Origin of the sequence: Marmoricola sp. URHB0036 (assembly GCF_000426045.1) — a bacterium.
In the GTDB taxonomy this organism is placed as follows: domain Bacteria; phylum Actinomycetota; class Actinomycetes; order Propionibacteriales; family Nocardioidaceae; genus Marmoricola.
Window position 1 is genome coordinate 22,560 of the sequence record NZ_AUEP01000012.1, and the last position, 25,631, is coordinate 48,190.

At 66.4% G+C, this 25,631-nt stretch carries 24 protein-coding genes and 1 tRNA gene; 7 read left to right on the forward strand and 18 right to left on the reverse strand.

Annotated elements, in window-relative coordinates; all coding sequences use genetic code 11:
• Positions 1-3 precede the first annotated feature (3 nt).
• The 4 genes from H976_RS0114385 to H976_RS0114395 all read right to left on the reverse strand — a co-directional run bounded on the left by H976_RS0114385 (position 4) and on the right by H976_RS0114395 (position 5,512).
• A complete protein-coding gene (locus tag H976_RS0114385) occupies positions 4-1,374 on the reverse strand; it encodes an NAD-dependent succinate-semialdehyde dehydrogenase (protein WP_196804088.1) in 1,371 nt (456 codons plus the stop codon).
• Positions 1,375-1,401: 27 nt separating this feature from the next.
• On the reverse strand, positions 1,402-3,702 hold the full coding sequence (locus tag H976_RS26420) for a N,N-dimethylformamidase beta subunit family domain-containing protein (protein ID WP_051276847.1): 2,301 nt from the start codon (positions 3,700-3,702) through the stop codon (positions 1,402-1,404).
• Positions 3,699-4,091, reverse strand: coding sequence for a hypothetical protein (locus H976_RS26425; RefSeq protein WP_036226600.1), 393 nt, complete (start codon positions 4,089-4,091; stop codon positions 3,699-3,701). The genes H976_RS26420 and H976_RS26425 overlap by 4 nt, the downstream gene beginning before the upstream one ends.
• Positions 4,092-4,156: 65 nt before the next feature.
• Positions 4,157-5,512, reverse strand: a complete 1,356-nt coding sequence (locus H976_RS0114395) for an APC family permease (RefSeq protein ID WP_027862116.1) — start codon at positions 5,510-5,512, stop codon at positions 4,157-4,159.
• Between the two features lie 625 nt (positions 5,513-6,137).
• Here H976_RS0114395 and H976_RS26430 point away from each other — a divergent pair.
• Positions 6,138-7,361 (forward strand): site-specific integrase, encoded by a 1,224-nt coding sequence (locus H976_RS26430; RefSeq protein ID WP_051276848.1) that lies wholly within the window; start codon positions 6,138-6,140, stop codon positions 7,359-7,361.
• 327 nt (positions 7,362-7,688) lie between these two features.
• On the opposite strand, the gene H976_RS0114405 is transcribed toward H976_RS26430, so the two are convergent.
• From H976_RS0114405 to H976_RS0114425, 5 genes are all read right to left on the reverse strand, one after another.
• Positions 7,689-8,540 carry a DUF4238 domain-containing protein gene (locus H976_RS0114405; RefSeq protein ID WP_081682914.1) on the reverse strand — a complete coding sequence of 284 codons (852 nt, stop codon included), beginning with the start codon at positions 8,538-8,540 and terminating at the stop codon, positions 7,689-7,691.
• Positions 8,426-8,785, reverse strand: a complete 360-nt coding sequence (locus tag H976_RS31145) for a DUF4238 domain-containing protein (protein WP_196804089.1) — start codon at positions 8,783-8,785, stop codon at positions 8,426-8,428. The genes H976_RS0114405 and H976_RS31145 overlap by 115 nt, the downstream gene beginning before the upstream one ends.
• 109 nt (positions 8,786-8,894) lie before the next feature.
• Positions 8,895-11,096: a DUF3732 domain-containing protein gene (locus tag H976_RS0114415; protein ID WP_027862119.1), complete on the reverse strand. Its 2,202-nt coding sequence runs from the start codon at positions 11,094-11,096 to the stop codon at positions 8,895-8,897.
• Positions 11,097-11,100: 4 nt separating this feature from the next.
• Complete coding sequence (locus H976_RS0114420; protein WP_036226605.1) at positions 11,101-11,580, reverse strand: three component ABC system middle component; 480 nt, start codon at positions 11,578-11,580, stop codon at positions 11,101-11,103.
• Positions 11,581-11,665: 85 nt separating this feature from the next.
• Positions 11,666-12,991 carry an ABC-three component system protein gene (locus H976_RS0114425; RefSeq protein WP_196804090.1) on the reverse strand — a complete coding sequence of 442 codons (1,326 nt, stop codon included), beginning with the start codon at positions 12,989-12,991 and terminating at the stop codon, positions 11,666-11,668.
• A gap of 88 nt (positions 12,992-13,079) precedes the next feature.
• On the opposite strand from H976_RS0114425, the gene H976_RS30925 reads away from it, so the two are divergent.
• Complete coding sequence (locus H976_RS30925; protein WP_255337317.1) at positions 13,080-13,904, forward strand: tyrosine-type recombinase/integrase; 825 nt, start codon at positions 13,080-13,082, stop codon at positions 13,902-13,904.
• Between the two features lie 333 nt (positions 13,905-14,237).
• The gene (locus H976_RS29585) at positions 14,238-15,170 is read left to right on the forward strand and encodes a TIR domain-containing protein (protein WP_196804091.1); all 933 of its coding nucleotides are present in this window, start codon (positions 14,238-14,240) and stop codon (positions 15,168-15,170) included.
• A gap of 328 nt (positions 15,171-15,498) precedes the next feature.
• Here the strand turns inward: H976_RS29585 and H976_RS28900 are convergent, their stop codons facing one another.
• On the reverse strand, positions 15,499-15,999 hold the full coding sequence (locus tag H976_RS28900) for a hypothetical protein (protein WP_155918269.1): 501 nt from the start codon (positions 15,997-15,999) through the stop codon (positions 15,499-15,501).
• Positions 16,000-16,167: 168 nt separating this feature from the next.
• A complete protein-coding gene (locus tag H976_RS0114440) occupies positions 16,168-16,944 on the reverse strand; it encodes a hypothetical protein (RefSeq protein WP_027862122.1) in 777 nt (258 codons plus the stop codon).
• A 202-nt stretch (positions 16,945-17,146) separates the two neighbouring features.
• On the opposite strand from H976_RS0114440, the gene H976_RS26445 reads away from it, so the two are divergent.
• The 3 genes from H976_RS26445 (at position 17,147) to H976_RS0114455 (ending at position 18,939) form a co-directional block, all read left to right on the forward strand.
• Positions 17,147-17,383, forward strand: coding sequence for a type II toxin-antitoxin system HicA family toxin (locus H976_RS26445; RefSeq protein WP_196804092.1), 237 nt, complete (start codon positions 17,147-17,149; stop codon positions 17,381-17,383).
• A complete protein-coding gene (locus H976_RS30050) occupies positions 17,380-18,186 on the forward strand; it encodes a hypothetical protein (protein WP_155918271.1) in 807 nt (268 codons plus the stop codon). Before H976_RS26445 ends, H976_RS30050 begins: the two co-directional genes overlap by 4 nt.
• A gap of 279 nt (positions 18,187-18,465) precedes the next feature.
• Entirely contained in the window at positions 18,466-18,939 is a 474-nt protein-coding gene (locus H976_RS0114455) for a hypothetical protein (protein ID WP_027862123.1), read from the forward strand.
• 223 nt (positions 18,940-19,162) lie between these two features.
• Here H976_RS0114455 and H976_RS31150 read toward each other — a convergent pair whose 3' ends face one another.
• From H976_RS31150 to H976_RS0114470, 4 genes are all read right to left on the reverse strand, one after another.
• Positions 19,163-19,282, reverse strand: coding sequence for a YfeC-like transcriptional regulator (locus H976_RS31150; protein ID WP_155918273.1), 120 nt, complete (start codon positions 19,280-19,282; stop codon positions 19,163-19,165).
• Positions 19,283-19,378: 96 nt separating this feature from the next.
• Positions 19,379-19,915 carry a hypothetical protein gene (locus tag H976_RS0114460; protein WP_155918275.1) on the reverse strand — a complete coding sequence of 179 codons (537 nt, stop codon included), beginning with the start codon at positions 19,913-19,915 and terminating at the stop codon, positions 19,379-19,381.
• Positions 19,916-20,207: 292 nt separating this feature from the next.
• Positions 20,208-20,281, reverse strand: a tRNA-Pro gene (locus H976_RS0114465).
• Between the two features lie 74 nt (positions 20,282-20,355).
• Complete coding sequence (locus tag H976_RS0114470; protein WP_051276853.1) at positions 20,356-21,345, reverse strand: hypothetical protein; 990 nt, start codon at positions 21,343-21,345, stop codon at positions 20,356-20,358.
• Between the two features lie 256 nt (positions 21,346-21,601).
• On the opposite strand from H976_RS0114470, the gene H976_RS26455 reads away from it, so the two are divergent.
• Positions 21,602-22,840 carry a S1C family serine protease gene (locus H976_RS26455; protein WP_081682919.1) on the forward strand — a complete coding sequence of 413 codons (1,239 nt, stop codon included), beginning with the start codon at positions 21,602-21,604 and terminating at the stop codon, positions 22,838-22,840.
• 65 nt (positions 22,841-22,905) lie between these two features.
• On the opposite strand, the gene der is transcribed toward H976_RS26455, so the two are convergent.
• Genes der through cmk form a run of 3 tightly spaced genes read right to left on the reverse strand, consistent with a single transcriptional unit; the run spans position 22,906 to position 25,627 of the window.
• Positions 22,906-24,249 (reverse strand): ribosome biogenesis GTPase Der, encoded by a 1,344-nt coding sequence (gene der / locus H976_RS0114480; RefSeq protein WP_027862126.1) that lies wholly within the window; start codon positions 24,247-24,249, stop codon positions 22,906-22,908.
• A complete protein-coding gene (locus H976_RS0114485; RefSeq protein WP_027862127.1) occupies positions 24,246-24,980 on the reverse strand; it encodes a 1-acyl-sn-glycerol-3-phosphate acyltransferase in 735 nt (244 codons plus the stop codon). The genes der and H976_RS0114485 overlap by 4 nt, the downstream gene beginning before the upstream one ends.
• Positions 24,977-25,627, reverse strand: a complete 651-nt coding sequence (cmk, locus tag H976_RS0114490; RefSeq protein WP_036226689.1) for a (d)CMP kinase — start codon at positions 25,625-25,627, stop codon at positions 24,977-24,979. Before cmk ends, H976_RS0114485 begins: the two co-directional genes overlap by 4 nt.
• Between the last annotated feature and the right edge of the window lie 4 nt (positions 25,628-25,631).

The following is a 25,631-nucleotide window of genomic DNA, read 5'->3' on the forward strand; positions in this document are numbered from 1 at the left end:
TCGTCAGGCATTGGCGTGAGTGCGGATGAGCTTCTTGTTCACGAACTCGTCCATGCCGAAGTGGCCCAGCTCGCGCCCGAAGCCTGAGCGCTTCACGCCTCCGAACGGCAGCTCTGCCGCGTCGAGCATGACGCCGTTGACGAACACCATGCCGGCGTCGATTTGGTTCGCGACGCGCTCCGCCTGCTCCGGATCGGTGGTGAACAGGTAGGAGCCCAAGCCATACGGTGTGTCGTTGGCCAGCTCGACGGCCTCGACCTCCGAGGAAACACGGAAGACCATGGCGACCGGGCCGAACAGTTCCTGGGAGAAGGCGTCCTGGTTCGAGGAGACACCGGTGAGCACCCCCGGAGGGAAGAAGGCACCCGAGCGTTCCCCGGCGACGTGCAGAACGGCGCCTTGGGCCACAGCACGGTTCACCTGCCCTTGGAGCCCTTCGGCGGCGCGCACCGATGACATCGGCGCGATGCCATCGCTCGCCGCGAGCATCGACGTGGTGAACCGGTCGAGGAAGGCCTCGTAGAGCTCGTCGGCCACGATGAATCGCTTCGGGGCGTTGCAGACCTGGCCGGCGTTGTCCAGGCGTGCCGTCACCGCGGCCTCCACGACGGCGTCGAGGTCGTCGGTGCTGAGCAGCACGAACGGGTCGGAGCCACCCAGCTCGAGGACCACCTTCTTGAGGTTGCGTCCAGCGATCTCGGCAACCGCCGCTCCGGCCCGCTCGGACCCGGTCAAGGACACCCCGGCGATGCGCGGGTCGGCGATCATCTCCGCCACCTGGTTGACCGTCGCGTTAACCGCGACGTAGGCGCCACGGGGGAACCCGGCCTCGGCGTAGATCTCGTGCAGGGCCGCGGCCGACTCCGGGCACTGGGGTGCGTGCTTGAGCACAATGGTGTTGCCGATGGCGAGGTTGGGGGCAGCGAAGCGGGCCACCTGGTAGTACGGAAGGTTCCACGGCATGATGCCGAGCAGCGCCCCCACGGGGCTGCGGCGAACCACGGCCGTCCCGCCGCCGTGGCGCAGCGGCACCTGCTCGTCACGGAGAAGCCGCGCCGCGTTGTCGGCATAGAACTCGTAGATCTCTCGGCAGAAGTCGACCTCCCCGAGGGCCTCCTCCTTGGGCTTGCCCATCTCTCTGCCGATGGCAGTAGCGAGATCGTCGCGTCGCTCACCATGAAGTTCGCCCACCCGTCGGATCAGCGCGGCGCGCTCTGCCGAGCTCGATGCGCGACCCCACGACTCGCACGCGGACGCGGCGGCGCCGAGCGCGGCGTCGATGTCGGCCTGCGAGGCCTGAGGGAACGTCGCCAGGCGCTTTCCGGTTGCGGGGTCGATGACGGCATAGTCGTCGATGAGGGCGTACTCCTCCATGCTGTTCTCGCTTCCTGTGCGCCGTGGCTACTTCAGCGGTTCGGCGTCTCGGAAGCGCCGCAACACGTTCGTCGTGAGTCGAGCGATGTTGTTCTCGTACTCGTTGTGGGACAGCGATCCCGTCCACGCGATCGATCCGACCGAGAAGAAACCACCGCCCCCGTCGAGGGCCGCGTAGACGACATCCGAGCGGACCGACGGCTGCTCCGTGCCTCCCAATCCGGGAAGCTGTTCGTAGAGTTCCTCGGCGACCAGGAGGTAGTTGTCGGACAGGGGCCCGGAGGTGGCCAGCACCAGGGTGTCCGGGGGCGTTCCGAGGCTCGGGTTGTAGAGGTCGATCTCGGACCCAGCTGCGCCGCCTCCGATGATGCCGAAGTCTCCGAGCAGCTCCGTGGCTCCGATGCCCTCGAAGATGAAGGCAGCGCGCGCGTCGAAGCTGTCCTCGAGCCGCTGGTAGTGCGTGCACCGGTCGAAGCCTTGGGCAGACATGCCGACACCCACCAACCGCTCCGGAGCCTTGCCCTTGTTCCTCCACAGGCCGGCAGACTCACCCGAGGTGGTGTGCCGTCGCTCCGCGAAGGGTGACTGGTGGGGTCGGGTGCCGCCGTCGGCACGCCGTACCTCGACGACATGTCGGTTCTCCGGGTCGTATGAAGTGGTGGCGTAGAACCCGTTGCCGCCGAGGTACATCAGCCGTCCACCCGCAGCCGTGAACTCGGCGAGCGCATCGAGTTCTGCGCGGGTCATGTACTCCGGGTGGCTGCCGGTGATGATGACCCGGTACCGCGAGATGAGGTCGTAACCCTCGATGTCCAGGGTCTCGTCGGTGAGCGCGTCGAACTCGCAGCCGGCCTCATCAAGCCAATGCGCGATACACAGATCGGCAGGCAGTCCCCACGGTCCTTCGCTCATGAACGACGCTCGGTATCTGGGCTGCATCGTGATGAGCGGGCGTCGAGCGGTGCTGAAGATGACGCCTGAGCCGTCGTTGTGGATCTCGTAGCACGAGCGGCCGAACTCAGGATGGTCCTGGAGATCCAGATCTCCTGAGTGGACGATTGGGGTGTGGCCAAGCAGCATCTCCATGCTGTCGGCCTCGAACGCGATCCGGTCGTTCGCGTAGGCCAGGTAGGTGCCGGTGGGAAACAGCACAGCGACGTCTCGCGCACGCTGGCCGGGCCCGACGAAGAAGGGTACGTGGTGGTCCCTGCCATCGGCGGTGAGCCGGAAGGCGTACACACCGCTGGCGAGATCCTCAGGCACGTCGAATGTGAGGGCCACCGGCCAGTCCGCATCGGCAATGTCGTCGTCATGGAAGTGGATGGCGTCGTACTCGTCCGGGGCCACCCGGAAGTCCTCGACGAGACCTTGGAACGTGGGTCCGGTGACACCGCGAACCGGGCCGTTCACGCAGCGTCCGTCGAGGCCGTTGGGCGAATCGTCGACGACTTCGGAGAGAAGCAGTCCGTCGGGGCGCTCGCTCCGGCCGAAGTGCCAGCGTGCGACCGACTCGAGCCCGTCCGAGACGCGCTTCTGAATCTGGACGCCTCCGATCTTGCCGTTGAAGGCCGAGGTCGCCACGAGTCGTGAGTCCGAGCGAGCAGCGAGAGCCCCGATGCGGAAGGGCATGTCCGATGCCTTCAATCGACCCTCGGTCCGCACCCCTGCCGACTCCGGCGTCAGGCGTGCGGCGGCCGGAGCCACCAGATCCATCGCATGCTTCAGCGGGTTGCAGGTGAGGGTGACCTCCCCATCACCAGCCGGGACCTGGAGAAGGAGTTCGTACCAGTGGTGGGCCGTCAGCGCTGTGTCGAGCTGGACTGTGCGCGAGCGCCCCGACTCGCTCCAGACGAACGTGGGGCGACCATCCTCCAGCGTTAGGGCCCACCCGGTCGACGTCGCGGCATCCCACGTCCCCAGCACTGTCTGATGCTCTCCGTGGAAAGCCACGGAGCTATGGCTGATCCGGTAGGCGCCCAGGGTCCCACTGCGGTCGTCACGCGGAAGCGTCGGGAAGATTGCTGCGCGCACCTCGAAGCCGACTGGGTCCGTCAGCACCCGGTCTGGGTCGTTCACCTCGACGAACGAGCCGGGTCGGCACTCGTAGTGCTGCCCGGGGTACGTTCCGTCGACCCTCGTGGTCAAGACCGTCTCCTGGAAGCCCGGACCGGCTGAGCCGTCGAAGCCGTGGTGGAGCTGGACCACGCTGGCGGCGTAAGAGTCGGCCGCCTCGCAGCTGACGTGAAGCGTGAGCTGCTCACCCGGGCGCGCAGACAGTCGATCTGTGTACCCGTACACCTTCTGGTTGGTATTCGTCGGCGAGCTCATGATCCCGATTCCTTTCGTAGCGGCAGTTCGCGAACGGCGGTCGTCTCGAGGTATTCCGCCCGTCTCTCGTGGAACACCGCCCTCATCGCGTCCTCGTAGTCGCCGTACTCTTCTGGATGGACGACGAGGTTCCCAGGAGCTCCGTGTGTGACCCGAGCCAGGCACCACGGTCCATCGGGTCCGGTGGCGTAGATGAGGTGTTTGCCCCGGATCGGCTGGCTACGGAGTACACGCAGCACTCGATTCGCGCCGTCCTCCAAGATCGAGAGCGGGTCGGCGTCATGAAGCGCAACAACTTCCTCTGTGAACTCCGCGTGCAGGCGCGCCAGGCTGCGCTGGGTGAATACCTCGAGCAGCTCTGCCGCTCTGTCGGTCGCCGTACGAATCATTGACTGTTCCTGTCCCTCATGACGGCTGCGGGCTCCGTCGAGCGTCTGTGGTCGGTGAGATCGAGTCAGAGATCTGACTGCTCCATGGAACGGCCCGTGGCCTTGAAGAAGGCCGCCACTCCGAGTCCCACGGCGACCCAGCAGACTCCAAGGATCTTGGCGTGGGGGTTGGCGCTCCAGAGAGCGAAGAGCAGGATCGCGGTGCCGACGACGGGAGAGATCAGATGCAGGAAGAAGCGGCGGCTCTTTCCGCGAACGATGAAGTGGTTGACAACGGCGACGTTCAACAAGATGTAGGCGGTGAGGGCGCCGAACGTGACCAAGGTGATCAAGAGACCGGCCTGTTCGACGCCGAGAACACCGATCCCGATGGACAGCACCGCGATGAAGAGCATCGCGTTCCTAGGCACCTTGTGAGCGCTGACCCGCGCGAGGAACCGCGGCAGCTGGCCGTCGCGGGCCATGCTGAACACCAGTCGGGATGAGGTCGCGTTGGAGGCGATCGCATTGGCGAAGAGTGCAATGAGGGCGTTGGTCAGCAGCACTACGTGACCGAACCACGACGCCATCGAGTGACTCACGATGTCGTAGAACGCGTTGTTGGTGTCGGCTCCGTCAGCGAATGTGGTGCCGGTGGGAACGAGTACCGCGGCAAGGCAGACTTGGAGTACGAACAGCACGCCGACGCACCACATCACCAGGATGGTGGCGCGGGCCACTGTGGCTCCGCCGTGCTCAGCTTCTTCGTTCAGTGTGGAGATGGCATCGAAACCGATGAAGCTCAATGCAGCCACGGGGACTGCGGACGCCACGAGCGCCCACGAGGAGTTCGAGGAGGGAATGAGGACGTCCAACGACAGATACGCCTTGCCAGTGAAGATCAGCACGGTCGCCCAGCCCACGAAGCCGGCGAGGACGGCGAGCTGGATGCACAGGAAGATCTTGTTCATCCGGGCCGTCACACTGACGCCCATGATGTTGATGAAAGCGGTAGCGGCCACGAACAGGATCACCCAGGCCCAGCCCGGCACGATCGTGACCTCGGAGGCCATGGCGAGGGAGGCGAAGACGCAGAGGAGGGCGGGAAGCAGTAGGTAGTCGAGCAGGATCGCCCAGCCTGAGATGAAGCCGAAGAAGGTTGAGGTCCCCAGCCGGACGTAGGAGTAGACCGAGCCCGCGACTGGGAATTGCAGGGCCATCTCTCGGTAGCTCAAGGCGCTGAATGTCATGACGAGCGCAGTAACTAGGTACACCGCGCCGGCGGCTCCCACCGAGAGGTTGTAGACGACACCGAAGACCGAGATCGGTGCGATCGGCACCATGTAGATGAGTCCGTAGATGACTACGTCGGCCAAGGTGAGAGTTCGCGAGAGCTCGGGCTTGTATCCCAGCTCAGAGAGCCGCGCATTCTCAGTGTCCATCTGTTCTCCTGGGACAACCGTCGCATCCGCCTGGTCAGTCATAGCTGTCTACCTTTCGGAGCCGTCGAGGCTCGGTGTCTGCAGCCGCTCCTGCCTCGATCAGACGGACGACGGAAGCACTCAGGGTGGAAGTGCCTTGGTCTTCGAGTCTCAGTGCCGGTCGACGCTCTGCTCAATACGTACATGTGCGGATGGCGCGGCGAAGCACGCTGCTGACGCGTCGCGTATGTGGAGGCGCAGCGGACGCGTCGAACTACGTCTTCAGACCGCCACGAGCTCATCCGCTCGCGAAACGACCTCCATCGTTCCGGGAGGACCGTCGACGCAGGGAAACAGTGTTCTTCGCAGCCTCATGCACCACCCGCTTCGGTGCCGCGTCAGACCGGGTGAATCGGCTGTCGGCACTGTGGTGCAAGAGGTGTGTGCCTTTGTCTGTCGTTGCCCTTGTTCCTCAGTTTGTGGCCTTAGATCGACACCGTGATACCAGCACTAGATCAGTCTGACTTCCTCTACTGGTCTCTCTCAGTTCCAGGTAGTGGGCTCTTGCACCTCACATGGCTAGGGGTTATCCACAGGTATGACCGGCTCGGGGCCGCGTCGGCGCGAGCGGTGCGACAGTAGGTCCATGGCCGCGCGGGACGAGAAGGTGCCGCCGCTCGGGGTCCGGCTGACCGTTGACGTCGAGGAGCACGAAGGCGCCCGCGGGACGCACTACTGGGCTCGGGTGCGGTGGACAGACCCCAACACCGGCAAGCGCGAGGGTGTGAAGCGCAGCCACTCCTCTCGAGAGGCGGCCACGCGCTGGCTGGACCGGATGGAGCGCGCCGCGAAGACGGGGCTGGACAGTGGCCAGACACTGGCGGCGTACGTCGGGTTGATCGGCGACAGGTGGGCTCGTGGGATTGACCCAACATCGACCTTCGACGCCTACGCCGCCGGACTGCGCCGACGCGTCCTGCCGACTCTGGGGCACCTGCCGGTCGCCATGATCAGCGCTGGCCTGGTCGACCGGGCTATTGACGCGTGGGAGCAGGAACACGGTCGGTCGACGGTGAAGAACAGCGTGGCGGCGCTGGTGCTGGTCCTCGACGAGGCGGTCCGCGACGGGCTCATCACGCGCAACCCGGCCCGTGATCGCGCCCGGCGTCGGACCGTGGGCCGCTCCCCCACATCTGAGACGCCCGCGAGTCCGCGTGACTTGGCGTTGCCCGACGTGGCCACCCTCGAGCGCCTGGTCGCCGGTGTCATTGAGTCCGGGGGTCACCCCGCATACGGCGACGTCGTGACGATCCTGGCCACCACCGCCCTGCGGATCAGTGAAGTAGCGGGACTACGCGTCCGCGACGTAGACCTCACACAAGGTCTCGTGCACGTCGAGCGACAAACCTACCCCGGACGCGGCGGCCTGGCGACCAAGGCAACGAAGGGCAGGAGACGCCGCGTGGTCCCGATCATCGATCCCTTGCGACCGACGTTGGCCAGGCTTGTGGTGGGACGAGAAAAGGACAAGCGCTTGGTAGTCGGTCCACGTGGTGGCGTCATCACGACCGCGACGCTGCGGGACGCCACGAAGTGGGACGAGCTCGTGGCTGAGTTGGGCCTTGAGGGCCTTGTGCGGCACGGGCTGCGGCACACAGCCCTGACCTGGATGGCGGACGCCGGCGTCGAGCTGCACATGCTCCAGCGAGTCGCTGGACACCAAGACCCAGCAGTCACGAGCCGATACCTGCATCCCGACACACGAGCGGTTCTCGATGCCGGAGCCGCCTTCTCGCGCTGGTGGGCAAGTCCTCGCCCCGAGCAGCCCACGCTCGGAGTTATCACCGGTGGCGCCGGGACTGGCGCATAACCCCGGCTCATCCCGCCCACTAAGACGCAGCTGCTCGCGGCGGACGGCACCATCCGCGCGGCGGACGAACGGAGGCCGCCCTCATCTCCGGTGTTCAGCACGTCCACGAGACGGCGAGCGACACCAGGATGCGGAATCTGCCGGGAGTGTCCTAGCCCCCAGCCGAGACACCTTCGTCTGGACGGGACACTCCCCCCTTCTATCCGAGACACGCTCGTGGGATGGGAACCCTCGGCGAGACACTGCGGAGGCGAGAGGCCTTCTCGTCGGCGGGCACGGGGGCTCGACCGAGAGTAGCGCGCTCGCGCTACGTCGAGCCTGCGTCGGTCATGACCAGCGCTCCCACCAGCGGGACACGGGCCACGGCGTGTTCGACGCCGCGACCCAGCGGGTCGGCCGGTGCAGGCGGTACACGATCCGCCCCTCCTCCTTGCTGCCCTCGTAGTGCTCGGTGACTAGAGCTGGGGCCGGACCGGGAACTTGCATCCGCATCCCGATCTGCCGGCTCGGCTTCTCGAAGACCCACCGGCTCGAACTGGCGACCATCTCGCGGTTGATGTCGGCGAGCTCCACGACGTCCAAGGTTTGACTCGGCTCGCGTGGCAGGTCGCCTCGAAGGAGCACTAGCAGCTTCGACGGCGTGAGCGGGAACAAGATGACCGGCGCGTCGGCGAACCCACGCTCCTCCGCGCGCGTTCCGGCGGGTCCGCCGAGGACGACGACTGGCTCGTCGCAGGTGACCAAGAGGGCTGGGGTGTCGTAGACGAGCCACTGTCGCCCGAGCAACAGGTATTTCACGAGTTCACCGGCTGTCTCGGCAGCCTGGGCGGCAAGGGCGGCGTCTTGGGGCGAGACCCGCCATTCGTCCGCGACGATCTTCCCGACTGCTCGCAGTCCGGCCGCCACTGCCTCATCGGTGGCCTCCCCGCCATCCTTCTCCATGAGTCGCCTGACGCCATCCGCGTCCAAGTCCCCGAACCTCAGCTTGGCGAACTCGTGTGTGCCGGCCCGGAGCACTGCCCGGTAGCCGCGGCCACGGGTCGCCTGCAATCCGAGGTACCACGCTAGGTACGCCCCGTTTTCCGGTGAGCACGCTTGTCGGTCCAGCAACTCGTCGATCCCGGCCTTCGCGTAGCCCTCGATCTCACTGAGGAGCACCTCCAGCGCAAGAGGTGGCACTCATCTGGCTCCAGGCCGTCAGCCTCCAGCCGGTAGAAGTCTGCCTCGCGGCCAACTGTCTCCGGCCGTGCGCAGTAGGAACGCCTGGACTCCACGTCGGTGACGCGTACCTGGCCGTCCTCAGTCCACCGGTGCAGGTAGCTCGCGGGTACCAGATGCTGCTTCCGACCACCTCGGTTGGCCTCGATCTTCCGGGCGCGCTCGAACAGATCAGCGACCTTCTGATCATCGTCGTCCTCAGGCACATCACCATTCTCCGCGGCGACGCCAGTCAGTTTTCAAGGAGGCCAGGCAGGCTGTGGACAATGCCCGAAGGCTCGTCACCGCCGCTCCTCCGGTAGGGGGACCGATCTCTTACGACTCGCCCGACTCCTCGATCCAGTCCGCGGGGACCAGTCGTGTTCCATCCCGCCAGTAGTGTTCGACAGCGTCCTGGAACCACTCCTCTTCGAGGTTGGCGTGGTCGCTGACGATGATCTGCATCTGGGGTGCGAGCTCCACGACGAGATCGTGCATCACGGTGAACATGGCTAGGACGGCCTCGCGGTCCGCGTCTGCGACCGCTCCGGCGTTCTTCGCCACCTCGGAGGGGTAGAACGCCTGTGTCGGCTGGTCGACCATCAACAGTCGCGGCACCGGCCGGTCGTTCTCGACGAAGTACTTGTGCAGGGCCAGGTGTGTGGCGAGGTGGTACCCGATCCAGTTGGCGGCGCTGCCGATCCGCTGCAGGGGCAACGGGCCGTCGCTGGTGTCGGTCACCACGGTCAGGTTCGCCAGGTCGAGGCGAACGCCCGCCTCGACGTGCTCGAGCCCGAGCTTCTCGGCCATGTCGGTCATGGTGCGTCCGACGACGTTCAGGCGGGAGTGGAGCTGTTCTCGGTCAGCATCAGGGTCAAGCTCGGCCTGCAGCAGCGCTACTCGCTGATTGGCGGACGTCAAGTTGCGCCGCAGCCGGTCCAGCGATCCACCAGTCCCTGTCTCGAGGACACCGAGGAGGGCCACGATGCGACCGCGCGTGTAGTTCCTGGCTGCCGACGTGTCGCGCTGTGAGCGCGCCGTCTCGTCGGCGGCGTCGAGGGCCTCGACGGCGCCCTCGAGTGCTGCGAGTTCGCCACGGAGCCGGTCCGCCTCGGCCTCGAGGGTGGTCAGCGCGCGCCGCCGTGACTCCGGTGCCGCGTCGAGGGAGGTCAGCTCCTGGCGCAGCTCGGCAAGCCGAGCGGTCAGCTCAGCGGCCGACGCGTCTGGTTCGGCGAGCGCGGACCCACAGACCGGGCACGCGTCCTCAGGATTCGGGTGCTCGTCCTCGCCATGTTCGCCGGCGCCAGTCCCGCCGGTCCCGTCCTCGGCGTCGCCATCATCGTCCGGAGCATCTTCGATGCTGTAGTCGTTGGGGTTGTCGGGACCCGTGGACTGGGGTTCCGCCGGTGGGGGCAGCAGGTCGAGGCTGGTGAGACGCCCGGCGTGTACCGCGACCGCACCTGTGAAGTCCCTCTCCGCGTCGGCTCGGTCGAGCAGGAGGGCGCGGCTGTCCATCACCGCCTCGAGCTCATCGCGCAGAGCGACTCTGCGGCGAAGGAGTGTCCTGCGCCGGTCCTGACGTTCGGTGCCGTCAGCGCCGCGAACGCTCAGGTTCGCGGTCACGGGAGACCGGGGACCTGCGCCACCGCCAGGGTCCTCGTCCACCGCCGGGCCCGGGCCTGCTCCGAGCGACGCGGGTGCGGTCCACGACCCCGGCGAGAGGTCGCGAGTTGCTTCGTGCAGCGCCCCGATGATCTGGGCGCGCTCGGTCAACTCGTTCTCGTCGGTCAGACCTGCGGCGTGCGCTTCGGCGAGGAGTCCACGCAGCGTCGTGTCGACCGAGGAGGCCTCCTGCTGCGCTGCGGTCAGGGCAGCCTCTGCCCGGCGCTGAGCACGGATCGCGTCACGCAGCGCGGCCTTCTTCGCGGCTGCGTCCGCCGGCACCGCTCCGAGGAAGTACGGGATGGTGTCCTTCAGGTGCTCGGCGACCTGTGCTTCACCTTGCCGGTGGAAGAGCAGGTGCCGGCTGGCGATCTCGTCCTGGTCTTGGAGGCACAGCCAGGCGGCGTGACCCAGGTGTGCCTCGAACGGGGACTGGTTCATGCCCGGGCCGCGGGACTCGATGACGTTCTCGGCGATGCCGATGCGACGTCCGAGCTGCCGGCGCAGGCTGGCGGTGTCGGCGTTCTCGGTCAACTGGTCGAAGTCGAACAGTTCGAGGTTCGCGCCGCCGAACTCGAGCATGGCGCGCTGGATGGAAGCCTGTCCCTTCGGTGGGGCGGGCCGCCCGACGAACGCGCGAGGCCCCTCTGGGTCCGCGGTGAGCTGCCACAACGACCCGTACCAGCTGACGTGGTCGGTGATAGGGCCGGCGGGGATCAGGTAGGCGTTGCGACCGAGGCAGAACTCTGTGATGGTCAGCAGCGCGCTCTTGCCGGTCTTGGACTCGCCGGTGACGATGTTGAGACGCCCAGGCTGAAAGGCGACGTCGCGACGACGTCCGTCATGGGCGTAGAGGGCCAAGGCTAGCAACTGCACGGGGTCAGGGTTCCACACCGAGGAGCGCGAACGCGGTGGTTGGCGAGTCCAGCTGGGTCAGCCAGCGGCCGACGAACCCTGCCTTCGCGACGACCTGGGCTATGTCGCCGACCTGCGCCGGCCGGCGGCCGCGCAGGTGGCCGACCAGGGCACTGTCGACAACCTCAAGGGCCCCGGTGCGTATCCCGAACCGGATGCCTTCACGGACCGGACCAACCAGTGCCCTGGCGCGCGCCCCGAACCCGGCGGCCAGGACCTCGTGGGAGGTCACCCACTTGCTCAGGTGCGAGTCGACCCTGCTCGGGAGCTCCTCACGTGTCGCCTTGTGCAGCACCAGGGGCGCGACGAGGAACGCCAACGCGAACGGCATCGGGCGGCCGTCTCGCCGCTCGTACTCGGAGGCGGCCGCCGCGATGGTGATCGAGAGCAGGGCAGGGTTGAGCAGATCGGCGACTGCCGAGTTCCGCTCTGTCCACCGCCTCACGGAAACGCACCCTGTCACGATCCAGCCCGCGACGGGGCCCGTTCTCCCACGTCGCAAGACGACTGGTTTTCGGCGCGAGAGGCGCTCAGGCGTGCTCGAGCAGGAGCTGCTCCAGATGCGTCTGGAAGTCCGGATGCCAACCGAGGTCCGGCCCATCGGCCAGCGCGTGGCGACGCCCGCGCGCATGAGTGGCGTCGTCGAACCGGGCCCGGATCGCCAGCGTCGAGTTGCTCAGCGTGTGCAACAAGGACCGTCCAGCCGAACGCTTCTCCTCCTCGGACGCCTCCTCGCCCAGCTCGCCGCACATGAAGTCGAACTCGCGCTCCCACTCGTCGATGAGCTTCGCGGTGAACCGCTCCAGCTCGTCGTAGTCGACCAGATGCTCGGCCAGCCAACGCGTCTCCTGCAGGTACGCCACCTGGTAGTCCAGGATTGCCTTCTGCAGTTGACGCGGCTGCACCTTGACCCACTTCAGCTGGTGCACGAACGTCCGGTCCTCGTGCTGCTGCAACGCAGCCTCGAGGTCGATCTCGTCGGCCTGGACAAGCACGGGCAGGTTCTCTGAGGCGAACTGATCGCGGACGCGTTCCAGCGCCGTCCGCATACCTGCGACGGTGATCCGCTCTGTGCGCCCTCGCAGCATCGCCAGCGACGTCCGCCCCCACCAACCCCACACCTGGTCCAGGTAGGTGTCGAAATGCTGAGTCGGGGCCCCGGGCCGCAGCCGCGTGGCGACCTCCTCGTCGACGTCATCGAGGTCGGCGGACTCGTCCGCGACGTAGATCCGTTCGACGAACACCATCCGTTCTGCTGGCGACAGTTCGAGGAACTTGTCACGCGCCTTCTTCGTCTCCTTGTTCGTCGACTTCGCCGCCACCGCCGCGAGCAGCCCAGCCGCTGCGGCAGGGTCACGGGTGGCGGCGTCAGGGCGAAGCATCGAAGCGGCCGAACCTTCGGCTGCCGAGGAGTTCGTCACCAACGTCAGGACGGGTCCATGGACATCGCGGGGCCGCCCGTTGTCCAACCAAACGCCGAGGGTGCGCCACATGTCATCGGAGGAGTCTGTGAGGTCTTTGAGCGCCTTCACATGCAACTTCATCTGCTTCAGCTCCGTCGGTGTGCCGGCGTCTTCCCAGGCAACGTCGTCGTGCATCTCCAGGGTCAGGCTCAGGTCCGGGTTGTCGCCCTTGGCCCGCAGCAGTTCCAGGAGGCCCCACCGGGTCTGGTGCAGGTACCCGAGCACACTCGCTGCTGCGGAGTGCGCGGCCGGTGTCGTCGCCTGCTTCTTGACCGGAGTTGTTTGCGCCGCAGGGACGAGCCCGCCTGCCGAGGACGACTCAGTCGGCTCCTCGGTCGGCTCCGTGGACTCCTCCGAGCCAGAAGGGTCGTCACTCATCGACTCCACCTCCACAGTCCGCGTCCCGACGCTCGGCCGTGGCTTCCTGCCACCGACAGTGCTCGGTCGAGATTACTGCGCAACCCCCGGGCGAGGTCCAGACATGGCCGCGGGCCGGTCACACGAACCAGGACCCGACGCCTGTCCTACTCCGTCCCACGATCGGTCATCCTCGCTGCAGGAGCCGTCGGTGACCGAACCACCGCAACCGAGTTCGACCGCGGCCGGTGCGCGCTTGCTCCCTGCAACCGTAGCGTCGCCAGGTAGGTCTCGAGATCAGCGAATCCGAGGGCGCGCACCCTTGCCGCGCACCGGACCAGCGCCTCCGCCCACCGACGGTCCCGGTCCGCGCGCAACGCTGCGGACGCAACCTCACGCGACGCCGACGCCCGTCCCTGAGCGCGTCTGGTGCCGGCCGGATGCGCTCCCGCACGGGGCGCACGCAGTTCCCCGGAGCGCGCCAACTGCTGCCCTCGTGCGAGCATCCGAAGCCGCAGCCGTGCTGATCGAGGACTACGCCGAAACCCTCCGAGGCCACCGAGTGTCACACCTGGTCGGCAAAGGCAACAAGCCCGCCACCATGCCGATCACCGTGCCAGTCCTCCAAGTCTTGGAAGCCTGCCGCGGCCAGCGAACCACCGGACCACTCATCCTCCGACCCGTCTCGGGCAATGCCATCGACCGCCGCGACGCCTACCGGATGATCACCCGAATCGCGAAGGTCGCCGGCATCCCCTGCCACATCAGCCCGCACTCCCTGCGGCACGCCACCATCACCAACGCCCTCGACGCAGGTGTTCCACTCCGAGACGCCCAGATCCTGGCTCGGCACGCCGACCCACGCACGACTGAGCACTACGACCGCGCTCGCGGCAACCTCGACCGGCACGGGGTCCATTTCCTGACTGCCTACGTCGCGGGCGCGTGAGCGTTGCCGCTCAGTTCCACCCACTATGGGACAGTCCCCTGATCGCTCAACAGCCTTTGGGAGCGCCCGGGGTTCAACTCGCTTTCCCCTTCGGCTACTCGCCCTGCGGTTGTTACCAACTCGCGTGGCGCATCTCGGCCGTGGCGGAGCCTCCTAGAAGAGACAACCCGCCCCACAAATGCTGTCTCGATACGTCGCGGGTCAGCCCCCCAGCCCCCACAAGGGTCGCTAGGTCATCACCCCGGGCCCCCAAGGCTATACCTCAACTCCGTAGCCCTGCTGAGGCGCAGTATCGCGCGCGAAGCACCCGGGAAGCCACCTATCATCGGCACCGTGACAGCCCCGGCCAAGCCCGTCCGCGTGTTCATAGGTTCGTCGACCGAAGGCCGCGAAATCGCCCTGAACCTTCAAGAGCAACTGGAGAGAACCAGCGGTTGCGAGGTTGACCTTTGGGAACACGTTTTCGACCCGTCGGGCTATGCGCTGCCGAGTCTCCTCGCTGCCGCTGCCAAGGTCGACTTCGCAGTATTGGTTGCGACACCTGACGACACCACAATCAGTCGAGGAGTGGCCCAGGAGTCTGTGCGCGACAACATCATCCTGGAATTTGGGCTTTTCGCCGGGGCGCTTGGACTCGATCGAACCTATCTACTCCCGACCGGCGACGACGTTAAGTTGCCGTCCGATGTCGTCGGCCTAACGCGGCTGAGCTACAGGGAGCGGACGGATGGCCGGATACCCGCAGCGCTAACAAGCGCCGTCCTCTCCATCAAGAGCCAGCTCGACGCGCTCGGCCCCAGAACTCGTGCGGTCACACCGCAAGCGAACCCGGACGCGCTCACCGAAGCCGAGTTTGACGAGGCCGAAACGATCATTCACGAAAAGCGACGGAGTTACGGCACGGCGAACGCCTTCTATCGAAGTTTTGAGGCCGGAAGGTGGCTAAAGGGATTCAAGCTTCCACCGCGCTTCAGAACTCCATCAGCGGAGATGCAGCTGAAAGAACGCTGGATCCGAGAAGCCGACTTCACGCGAACCTGGGATCACAGCAACACGGTCTTTATGCAACTTCAATTGGTGACAAGCCACATCACTACGGAAGAGCTCGATCATATCCTCGACCTGCCAACTACGGATGATTACGGAAACGACCAGCAAGCAGGACTAGATATCTTCCTGCAATATGTTCAAAAGAACAACCCAGTAATTCTCTCCCAGAAGGCTATCGAGCGGCTCCAGGGATTTGAGAATGGCGGAACTTCGTAGCCGTCTGTGCCCGCCTCTATCGACCCAGATTTTCGAGGCCGGAGACTTGTCACCCGATGTGGCCGATCGGGATGGGGTGCTCGAGAAGAAGCTCACGCGACGAGGTTCGCCGGTCCCAGCAACGGGAGCGTCTGCGGTCATTTGCTCATCACCTGGCGGATGCAGGAGGGGCGGCCGCGCCGGGACCGCACTCCTCGAAACGGCGGCTCTCCTCAACCCCGACATATGCGTCGAACCACCGCTTGAGTGCGATCGTTTAGGCAAGGCCACCCGCCGCGAAGAGTCCGGCGCGTTTGAGCCAAACCATTGACGGATCGCCTCGCGCCAACTACGAAAAGTGATCGAGCACCGACTGCTCGGCGACGACGACGTTGTGGTCTGCGTACAGCTCGAGCAGGCCGTCGGCTACCTCGTCTCCAAGAATCTGAGCCACCAAGTTTGCGAGGACCCTGCAGAACAAGGGCCCGTGCCCGGCGGTCGGGGCGATGTGGTGTGTCAGCTCGTGCAAGACCAGCATGCGACCAAGCCGCCCCGAGCTCTCTGGCACAAGGTGGATGACACCGTCGTCGTAGTAGCCAGCTCGACGCCCGGGGCCAAACTCAAGATCGAACACGAACGCGGGTGAGGGTCGCACCCAGCCCGATGCGTCGAGGGCCTGGCGAGAGAGCGTTGGTACGTCGACTTGGCGGATCTCGTCGTCCCAGTTGCCCCAACACTCGACCATAAAGTCCTCGGCTTCGTAGACCAACCGCGTGATCGAGGCCTTCTCGCCTGGGGGCGTGCGCTCGACCCACATCCATAGTGCGTCGTCATCGAGAGTCGGCTTCACGTCATCATCAAACTCTGACGGTCACGTGCACTGCAGCCTTTTATCCAAGGTCACCACGCATTCGGAGTCGGCTTCCGGCACTTCCGTTGGGCTTGAGTCGTCCTTTTGAGTTCGGGCCGATGAAGGGGCGGAACTCGGCATCAGCGAGCCCACGTATTCCGCCGCGAGTTACCCGCCGGTGAGGGCCTCAATTAGGTGGCTGACGCTTCGGATGTCTGCGGTGACCCTGGCAAGCGGCTGCCTGCGAACAAATCCGGGCAATGGCTGCGCACCCTCTGCGAACGCGATGCCGGCGTTAGTGGGTTGCGCCGGGACATCTGCCTCTGCGTCCACTGATTGAACCGTGTGGTGCGGCGGGATTGTCGCGGACTGCAGGTACTCGTAGCCATCGGTGTCGTGGTCGTAGTCCAGTCGGTCGACCCGAGCCTCGCGCCAATCCTCGAGGGTCTCCCAAGGCTGACGGTCAATGGTCACGGGTCGCGAATTCGTGTAGGTGGGTGACTGCCAGTGGGCTCTGACGCTGCCCACCGTCGACCATCCGAGAATGGTGACTCTCGGCCTTCGCACCGAACGCTTGGCCACGCACCAGACGTATGCATCAGCATCCGTACTGTAAATCTGATCCTCGTTGACTATGCGGCCGTAGGCCGCAAGCCGGTCCGGATGCGTTGTCTTCACCTCGAGTCCAACGGTCGTCGCCCCCGACACCAACGAGATATCGGAATTGGTCGATGAGGAGTCCGCTAGGTGCAGGGCGGTCCACCCCTCTGACAGTTGACTGCGAACGAACGCGACAACGGCCAATTCGCCACAGAGGCCAAGGAGGTTGCTTTCGATTAGAAACTCGTCGGCCTGGTCCCGGCTCCGCAGTTTCCTCGCTCGCCACCTGGCCTGCAACTCCGCGTTGGGTCTGAGGTAGTCCTCGGGCTCGATGCTGATCGTCACACTGCAATTAGATCCGGTTGACGCCGCCGAGGGAACTGCGTCTCCAGTTGCGTCACACCACCGCCAGTCGGCGCGTCGTACTTGCTTGGTGAGTGACCGGACGGGAAGCCTAGATGGGCCGTCCTGCTCTGGGTCGCGCGCGGACTTACGGTTTTGTCTAGGCCGATTGACTAGAAACCGTCTAGGGACATAGACTATTCTCGTGACCAAGGAGATGAAGACGCGGGACTTCCTCCGGGTCCTGCGGGCGGCGGGCTGGTCGCCAGGGAAGACCGTTGGCAGTCACACAAAGTGGCGCTGTCCCGGCGACAACCACTCTGTCCCGGTGCCCGACGGGCACCGCATGATCTCCCCGGGCGTCATCCGAAGTGTCGCCGCCAAGATCGACGACTGCGACTGCACCACTGACACGAAGGACGAGAAGGGGGCGAGCAAGTGAAGCGATTCGAGGTCGAGGTCCTACGCGATGGCAAGTGGTGGATGATCAACATCCCCGAGATTGGCGGGGTTACTCAGGCGCGGCGCCTCGCTGAGGCCGGTCAGGCCGCAGCGGAGTACATCGCCCTCTCCGAGGATCTAGCCCTCTCTGAGGTCGATGTCGACATAGTTTCGGTCGATGTCAATGGCATGGACGTGCACGCTGCTGGTGAGCTCGTCGAGCATCTGCGAACCGAGGTGCGCGTCCTCGAAGGACTCATCGCGCAGTTGACGAGCGCCACCGCTCGCCAACTTGTCGACGACGATGTTCCCCTTCGCGACATTGCCGAGGTGCTTGGTGTCTCCCACCAGCGCGTCGCCCAGATCACAGGGGGAACGGAGCAACCCCGCACGGTTCTCTTCTTCGACTCGGACCCCCTCCTCCTGGCCAATTTTGATCGTGTTGCAACCGACGTCGTAGCCCCACTCGCGGACACCATCGCGCGCATGCAGGAACGGATGCGACCAGTTCGAGAAGCTGCTGCGGCATCCAGCCGTGCCATGGCCCCTGCACAGTCAGTGTTCGAAGAGATCAACCGTTCACTCGCTCCGTTCCGGGAAAGCATTCGCGCCCTTGATTCAGTCGGCAAGGAGATCAGACTCGCCAACAAGGTCGGCAAGAAAGTCGCAGTGGCCTCGGCGGCAGACCGGAGATCAGAACGCGTTGCTGCCAGAGCCGTCTCGATTTCACAAACTCAGCGAGATGCGGTTGAGAAAGCGCGCAAGTTCACAGGCGAGGAGAGGTCGCCAGGGTCGGGCCGCTAGATACCGAAGAGTTACCGAAGCGTCAGACGATGGCGATCCAGTAATGCGCATCAATTGCCATACGTCGCGACCCGCATTGTGATAGCGCCTGTGCCGTGACCTGTACTGGTCAACTCGCGACGCTCCACCGCGTCAGTCTCACGCGAGATCAGTGGGATCGCACTCTGGTCCGTTTAGGCTTCGGTAGTCCCATAGACGTGAGATCCACTTCGTACTGATCGCAGACCCGCCGAAGCCGGCGGCGAGTCATCGTCTGAGCTCAAATGAAACGGAGCATGCGTGTCAGACATTCTTGCCGTCGCCGCCATGATCGGGGTCCTGGCTGCCGTCTTCCAACTGCGTCAGGTGCGGAAACAGCGGAAGCGAGAATTCGAAGATCTCTTCGTCCAACGCTACTGGTCGATCATGGACCGCTTGTCGACTTCGGCCCTGGAATCCGTTCCCCACAGCGGGGCCATTCGTGACGAGGATCGCCGGGCGGTGATCGCGTATTTCCGACTCAGCGAGGATGAGCTCGACTTACGCGCACGCAACTGGATAAGTCGTGACGCATGGGAACTGTGGCGCGATGGCATAGCCACGCAGTTGCGGCGCTGGCCGTTCGATGAGATCTGGCGCGAAGTCGCCGAACGTGAGTCGCAAGCTGGCGCGGACGGCCAGTTCGTCCAACTGAGGCGCGCAGATATTGAGATCTATCAGGAGGGGTTTGATCCGCGCACGGAACCCACATGGTGGCATTGGCGAGGACGCTGAGCAGCCCCCGACTGCTTTCACATGAGTTAACGGAGCCGCGTCTTACCGCCGCGAGCGCTCGTGCGTCATTCGACCATGGGCAGGTCCCCTGCGTGCGACTCAGGTTTCGTGTCCAGCCCGTCGGGCCGCCGCGCCCCTGGCTGAACGTAACCGGCTCGTCCAGCCCGCAGCCGTGGGTCTCAAGGGCGGAAATGTGTGCGGACCTGAGCCGCTTGCTCCTGGGTCAGTCCCCAGCGGGCGTAGGGACGCTTTGCCATCCTTGGTCTCGCAACCACTGGCGGATTGCCCGATCACTGACGCCCAGCTCCGCCGACAGTTCCTTCGGAGTGATTGGTTCGGTCATTTGTCGAAGATAGCTGGGAGCCCTACTGCTCCGCGTCGTCTGGTGGCCGGCCGGAGTAGACACCGACGTCGCGTGGGCTGAACCTGCGTCATACCGCTAGGGCTCGTTAGGTGGCCTACCAATACCAACCGTGTGCGCGCCGGAGAATCGATCGAGCTCAGGCCGAACTTGGCGGAAGTGTTCCCAGAGCGTCTTGTTGAAGTCCAAACCGCTTTGGTCTTCCGGAAGGAGGACATGCAGTGCGCGCCCCTTAGGGTGCGCAGAGGTCGACTCCTCCCAAACCTCGACGTGCAACGGCTGGGACGACACGAGAGTCTGGCTTCCCAAGTATGCGACCCTGGCGAGCGGCCAGCGGAGTGGTGGGTCGTTGCCGAAGAGGGGATTCACGATCAGGGCCTCGGACGTGAGGAAGAGGCGAATCGGAGCGCCGCTTTTAGCGGCGGTCGCCTGTGTGGTAGCGAGCTGATGCTCCCCTTTAGAGATCAGGCCGGAAAAGTCGCCCTCCAGCAGACCCCATTCTGCCAAGTCATCCAACACCGTGTCGTCGTGCGGAGTCGCGTTCACGCGATCGAGTAGAGGATCTCGGCGCCGGCCCACAGGCGGTTCGGCGCCCTTGCGCTTGAACAACCTCATCTCGGCTCAACCACCTTTCCTTCGACGTCACGATACGAATCGTTCACACCAGGTCGCTGAGCAATCGAGAAATTCATGGTGCACCCGGACCCGGGAGGACCTGCGTCACTCCGCCGCCTGTCGGCTACGTGCACGCGCACACCCCGGACAGTCGCCCCTAAGTACCGAAGCAGTGCTGTCGCGTTGATGGTCCGGTTCTGGTCCGTAGCGGCCACGCTCAGTCTTGTCGCCAGAGCGCGGCCGGGAGCATGACAAAGGCCCTGACCTGCGTGAACAGATCAGGGCCTCTCGGTCGGGCTGACAGGATTTGAACCTGCGACCCCTTGACCCCCAGTCAAGTGCGCTACCAAGCTGCGCCACAGCCCGATGCCCCGCGATCTGCTCGACCGGCAAGGCGAATGGAACCCTACCGCAGGGGTTCGACCGCGCCCGAATCGGCCTCAGCGACGGGTGGCGGCCGAGTTGGCGGCGACCTTGAGCCTCGAGGTGTCCACGGCGACGAAGGCCGAGGCGGGGATCCGCTTGAGGGCCTCGACCATGGCCGGGGGCCAGTGCGGGTTGCGCTCGCCCTGGAAGTACCACGGCGACCCGTTGTCGGCGAGGACGAGTCCGTAGTGCTTCATCGCGACGATGACACGGCGGGCGTAGGTGCCGTAGCCCTTCAGCGGGTACGCCGCCTTCAGCCGGAACCGGGCTCCCATCGGCGGGTACGCGAGGCTGTTCTGCGAACCGGCGTCGTGCCTGGCCGGCCAGAGGTGGTGCCGGCTGGTGACGTCGGTGGTGAACCGGATGGCGTGCCGCACCGGACCCGCCTTCACCTCGTTCCAACGCAGCAGACCCGGCAGGATCGGTAGGCCTGCGGCGTCGGCGGAGGTCCACGTGTCACGCCGCAGCGCATTGGACTTCAGCGACCAGGTCGCGCCCGACCCGGCGCTCCAGCGGCCACCGCTCTCCCGGGTGTTCCAGGTCTCGTAGAGCCGGCACGTCCCCTTCTGTACGACGACCGCATGCATGTCCCCGCCGGAGTTGCGACCGCCCTCGATCATCGTGTCGGCGCCGAACGGGTAGCCGACCCGGTTGCTCTCGCTCGCGTAGTCGAACCTGACCGGAACCTTGCGATGTGCCTGAGAGACCACCGTGATCGGGATGCCGTAGTTCGGGCCATCGCCGTACGACGGGCCGAAGTCGGGATGCAGCTTGCGGGACGGCGACATGTGCGCGAGCCACTGCCGACTGCGCGGGTTGATCGGCAACCGGGAGATGTCCCGGTTCCAGTAGTTGTTCGCGGGGAACACCGCACAGCCGCCGACCCGCGGCACGACCGACTTCGCCGCCAGCGCGACCCCCGGCGCAGTCTCCGGGAGCACCGACGCCGTGGGCAGGAGCGCGGCGAGGAGGGCAGCAGGCAGCAGCAGTCGTAAACGCGGCATACGTCCAGATTAGGGGAAGGGCGTCCTGGTGGCGGTCGATGTGCGAGGTCGGTGGGACGGGGGTGGTACTGCTCGGGTGACGGTTTCCCCGGGCGTCCGGGGAAACTTGTCCACTCGCGTGACTCCTGTGACCACGCGACAGGGGCTCGACCAGGCCGAGGCCACCTGAGGGATCTCAGGAACTTCTTCGCCGGTCACAGCCATCCCTCCGACGGCTCACAGGAAACCTTCGGCATTGCCCAGTTCTCTGGGATCCATGCCCGAGAACGACACGACTCCCCCTCCCCACGGCCCCTTCCATGGCGCCGCTCCCGCACCCACCCCGGCACCCGGACCGCCTCGCCGCGGCCGCCGCATGCTCGTCCTCCCCGCGGCGGCCGCGGCGTTGGCCCTCGGCGTCGGCGGCGTCAGCGCCGGGTACGCCTTCGCGCGCCAGCACCCGGCTGGCAGTTCCGGCACCACCCCCCAGAGCTCCAACGTGCTGCTCACCCCGGGGGACGGCTACTCCTACGGCCAGGACCCCGGGGTGCAGCAGCTCCCCACCAGCCCCTACGGGTACGACGGCGGCGACTGGACCGGACAGGGCAGCTCCACCGACACCACCACGCAGGCCTCGGACTCCCAGCTGACCGGCCTCGTCCGCATCGCCACCACCATGAAGTACGACGGAGCCGCCGCGGCCGGCACCGGTCTGGTGCTCACCTCCGACGGCGAGGTCGTCACCAACCACCACGTGGTCGCCGGCGCCACCTCCATCGAGGTGACGGTGATGTCGACCGGTGACACCTACACCGCCAAGGTGGTCGGAACCGACACCACCGACGACGTGGCCGTCCTCCAGCTCGAGGACGCCAGCGGCCTCGACACGGTGAGCACCGACCACGACGGCGTCACCCAGGGCGAGGCCGTGACCGCCGTCGGCGACGGCAACGGCACCGTCGACTACCTCAGCGCCGCCACCGGCTCGGTGATCGCGACCGACCAGTCCATCGCAACCCAGAGCGAGGGCAGCGCCGCGGGCGAGAACCTCACCGGCCTGATCGAGATCAGCAGCGACGTGGTCGGCGGGTACAGCGGCGGCGCGACGTACGACGCCGACGGGGAGGTCGTCGGCATGACCACCGCCGCCTCGACCGGCGGTGACGTGGTCGGCTACGCCATCCCGATCGCGAAGGTGCTGAGCATCGCCGACGACCTCGAGAACGGCGTCTCGAGCGCGGCGTACGCCTATGGCTACCCGGCCTTCCTCGGCGTCGGTCTCGGCGACGGCACCGTCGTCCAGGGCGTGTACGACGGCACCCCGGCTGCCGATGCCGGGATCGCCGCCGGTGACACCATCACCTCGGTCGACGGCACCACCGTGACCGGTGCCGACCAGCTGCACTCGCTGGTCGCAGCCCACTCCCCCGGCGACGACGTCCGCGTCACCTGGACCGACGCCAACGGCTCCAGCCACTCCGCCACCGTGACCCTCGGCAAGGGCCCTGTCGCCTGACCCCCGCTTGCGTCATACGAATCGAGCGCTCTAGGCACCAATTCGTATGACGCAAGCAGCCGTTCTCAGCGCTTCCGCTTCTCCCGAGGACGCTGCTGGATGTCGATCGGGGTGCCGACGAAGCCGAACTCCTCGCGGAGGCGGCGCTCGATGAAGCGCAGGTAGCCGGCGTCGAGGAGGCCGGAGGTGAACAGCACGAAGGTGGGCGGCGAGGTGGTCGGCTGGGTGCCGAACAGCACCTTCGGCTGCTTGCCGCTGCGCACGGGGTGGGGGTGCTCGGCGACGAGCCGACCGAGGAACGAGTTCAGCTGACCGGTGCTGATCCGGGTCTCCCAGCCCTCGAGCGCCTTCTCCAGCGCGGGCACCAGCCGGTCGACGTGCCACCCGGTGCGGGCGGTGACGTTGATCCGCGGTGCCCACTGCACCTGAACCAGGTCTCGCTCGATCTCGCGGTCGAGGTAGTAGCGACGCTCCTCGTCGACCAGGTCCCACTTGTTGAAGGCGATCACCATGGCGCGGCCGGAGTCACGCACGGTCTGGATGATGCGCATGTCCTGCTCGGAGACCGACTGCGAGCCGTCGATGACGAGCACCGCCACCTCGGCCCGCTCGATCGCGGTCTCGGTGCGCAGCGAGGCGTAGTACTCGTGCCCCGACGCCGTCTTCACCCGCTTGCGGATGCCGGCGGTGTCGATGAACCGCCAGGTCTTGCCGCCGAGCTCGACCAGCTCGTCGACCGGGTCGACCGTCGTACCCGACGCGTCGTCGACCACCACGCGGTTCTCGCCCGCGAGCTTGTTGAGGAGCGAGGACTTGCCGACGTTGGGCCGGCCGATGATCGCGATCCGGCGGGGGCCGCCGACCTCGCCGAACGTCTCGGGAGGGGTCTCCGGCAGCGCAGCGAGTACGGCGTCGAGCAGGTCGCCCGAACCACGGCCATGGAGCGCCGAGACCGGCATCGGCTCGCCCAGCCCGAGGTTCCACAGCCCGTAGGTCTCGGCCTCGGCCCGCTGGTCGTCCACCTTGTTGGCCGCGAGCACGACGGGCTTGCCGGACTTGCGCAGGATCCGTACGACGGCCTCGTCGTTGTCGGTGATCCCGACCCCGGCGTCGACCACGAACATCACGGCGTCGGCGATGTTGACCGCGATCTCGGCCTGGGCCCGGATGCTCTCGGCCAGCCCGCGGGCGTCGGGGTCCCAGCCGCCGGTGTCGACGACGGTGAAGGCGCGACCGTTCCAGACCGCGTCGTAGGACACCCGGTCACGGGTGACGCCGGGGACGTCCTCGACCACCGCCTCGCGACGGCCGATGATCCGGTTGACCAGCGTCGACTTGCCGACGTTGGGGCGACCGACGACGGCCAGGATCGGCGCGCGGGTGTCAGGGGTCTCTGCAGGGGTGCTCATCGTCTCTTCTTCACGGGCTTCGGGCCGAGCGGGCCGGGCAAGGTCATGCCGGTCTCGTTCTCGGCGGTGTGGATGGTCTGCAGAATGGCGTCGGTGACGCGCGTGGCCGCGTCGGCCATGTCCTGCTGGGTGCGGGGCCACGGGCGCCTGCCGAGGTCGACGGGTTCGCCGAACGTCATCGCCAGCCGGGTTCCGCGAGGCGGCAGGGTGCCGTCGGTCCCGGGTACGCGGGTCCCGAGGAACGCCACCGGGACGACGGGCGCTCCGGTGACGAGCGAGAGGTAGGCGGCCCCGGCGCGCGGCGAGGCCATGTCGCCGGCACCTCGGGTGCCTTCGGGGAAGACCCCGACGCACAGCCCGTCCTCGAGCGACTTCACCGCGACGCGGATGGCGTTGACGTCGACGTGGAAGCGGTCGAGCGGGATCTGGCCGACGGCGACCAGGAAGGCACCCATGCCGTGGGAGAACATCTCCATCTTGGTCAGCGCGTGCACCGGTCGTGGCGCGCAGATCGCGAGCAGCGGTCCGTCGAGCCAGCCGACGTGGTTGGCCGCCATCACCACCGGTCCGGTCCGGGGCACGTTGTCGGCACCGTGGATCTCGAGGTTCCACCACGTCCGGATGATGGCCGCGGGCACGAAGCGCCCTGCCGTGATCAGCCGCGTGTGCGGGGCACGGACGCCGTCGGTCGAGGGCAGCTCTCCACCGTCGATGCGGAGAGCCCCGGTCACGGTTGTCTCTCCAGCCCCGCTTGCCGGACGAGGCCCACCACCTGGTCGACGACCTCGTCGAGGGAGTACGGCGTGGTGTCGATGTGCACGGCGCCGTCGGGCATCATCGCCGGGGCCACCGCGCGACCCGAGTCGATCCGGTCCCGACGAAGCAGGTCGGCCTGGGTCGCCTCGACCGAGCCGGCACCGTTCTCCGCCGTACGTCGCTGCGCCCGGGCTGACGGGTCTGCCGTGAGGTAGACCTTCACCTCCGCGTCGGGAGCCACCACCGAGCCGATGTCACGTCCCTCGACCACGATGCCGCCGTCGCCGATGATCGCGCGCTGCAGCTCGAGCAGGCGGCGGCGTACCTCCGGGACGGCTGCGACCGCGCTCACGTGGTCGGTGACCGCCTGGGTCCGGATCTGGGCGGCGACGTCGCGGCCGTCGACGGTGATCGTCGGGTCCTGTGGGTCGGTGCCGGAGACGATCTCGGGCTCGCCGGAGCGGGCGGCAATGGCCGCCGGGTCGGAGAAGTCGACGTCGTGCCCGATCATCCAGGCGGTGACGGCCCGGAACTGGGCCCCCGTGTCGAGGTAGCGCAGGCCCAGGCGCGTCGCGACACCTCGTGAGGTGCTCGACTTGCCCGATCCGGAAGGTCCGTCCATGGCG

Bases quoted from the DNA above. Each gene is read 5' to 3' on its own strand.
- H976_RS0114470 (WP_051276853.1), bottom strand. From the start codon at position 21,345: ATGCCGCGTTTACGACTGCTGCTGCCTGCTGCCCTCCTCGCCGCGCTC.
- H976_RS30925 (WP_255337317.1), top strand. From the start codon at position 13,080: ATGGCCGCGGGCCGGTCACACGAACCAGGACCCGACGCCTGTCCTACT.
- H976_RS26420 (WP_051276847.1), bottom strand. From the start codon at position 3,702: ATGAGCTCGCCGACGAATACCAACCAGAAGGTGTACGGGTACACAGAT.
- H976_RS26455 (WP_081682919.1), top strand. From the start codon at position 21,602: ATGCCCGAGAACGACACGACTCCCCCTCCCCACGGCCCCTTCCATGGC.
- H976_RS0114395 (WP_027862116.1), bottom strand. From the start codon at position 5,512: ATGGACACTGAGAATGCGCGGCTCTCTGAGCTGGGATACAAGCCCGAG.
- H976_RS0114460 (WP_155918275.1), bottom strand. From the start codon at position 19,915: ATGAGGTTGTTCAAGCGCAAGGGCGCCGAACCGCCTGTGGGCCGGCGC.
- der (WP_027862126.1), bottom strand. From the start codon at position 24,249: ATGAGCACCCCTGCAGAGACCCCTGACACCCGCGCGCCGATCCTGGCC.
- H976_RS31150 (WP_155918273.1), bottom strand. From the start codon at position 19,282: ATGACCGAACCAATCACTCCGAAGGAACTGTCGGCGGAGCTGGGCGTC.
- H976_RS26430 (WP_051276848.1), top strand. From the start codon at position 6,138: ATGGCCGCGCGGGACGAGAAGGTGCCGCCGCTCGGGGTCCGGCTGACC.
- H976_RS0114385 (WP_196804088.1), bottom strand. From the start codon at position 1,374: ATGGAGGAGTACGCCCTCATCGACGACTATGCCGTCATCGACCCCGCA.
- cmk (WP_036226689.1), bottom strand. From the start codon at position 25,627: ATGGACGGACCTTCCGGATCGGGCAAGTCGAGCACCTCACGAGGTGTC.
- H976_RS26425 (WP_036226600.1), bottom strand. From the start codon at position 4,091: ATGATTCGTACGGCGACCGACAGAGCGGCAGAGCTGCTCGAGGTATTC.